Source organism: Streptococcus mitis, from assembly GCF_946190065.1.
Lineage (GTDB): Bacteria > Bacillota > Bacilli > Lactobacillales > Streptococcaceae > Streptococcus > Streptococcus mitis_DE.
Genome location: NZ_CAMHZD010000264.1, coordinates 1 through 232, shown reverse-complemented (window position 1 = coordinate 232; position 232 = coordinate 1). Strand labels below are relative to the sequence as shown.

The following is a 232-nucleotide window of genomic DNA, read 5'->3' as shown; positions in this document are numbered from 1 at the left end:
TAGCGAACCCACAAAAACTTACAGACGCTGAGAAGAACGCCATCGAAGACAAAGTTAAAGCAGTGAATCCAGGTGCGACTGTAGTAGTCGACGATAAAGGAAACGCTACAGTAACAACGCCATCAGGAAACACAGCCGTTATTCCAGCAGCAGACTAAACTAAGACCGCAGACGACGCAGCTAAGCCAAATGCAGGTAACGATGTGGTTAAACCAGCAGATAAGACTGTGGT

The 232-nt window shown here is 47.0% G+C and carries 1 protein-coding gene; it reads left to right on the top strand.

Annotated elements, in window-relative coordinates:
* Nucleotides 1-158: MiiA motif-containing surface protein (locus tag OCF96_RS10110; protein ID WP_419991745.1), on the top strand; the 158-nt coding region annotated here is incomplete at its 5' end.
* Nucleotides 159-232: the final 74 nt, after the last annotated feature.